The organism is Bacillus sp. sid0103 (assembly GCF_019219025.1).
In genome coordinates, this window is the sequence record NZ_JAHUWN010000168.1 from 1 (window position 1) to 255 (window position 255).

Here is a 255-nt window from a genome sequence, read left to right on the forward strand (position 1 = left end):
AACTTCATATTTTCCTACATGAGCCCAATCCATCTGTCCTTGTTTTCCTGGAGGAGTCTCAAACCGTAAGGTTGCTTGTTTCTTTGGACTTTCTCTAAATGGCCTAACATAATCCCTTAATATAGTCATCTTACCTGAGTAACCTAGAGCTCCAATCTCATCGAGTAATACCTCACAGTTAGTGGTTCCTTCTTTTATCCTTTGCAAAATATATTGCTTATAAGGATCTAGTTTACTTCCTTTAGTGTCCACCTT

The 255-nt window shown here is 38.0% G+C and carries 1 pseudogene; it reads right to left on the reverse strand.

Features of this window, described 5'->3' with window-relative positions:
- Positions 1-255: pseudogene (locus tag KW850_RS34660) on the reverse strand (IS21 family transposase); the annotation flags it as partial.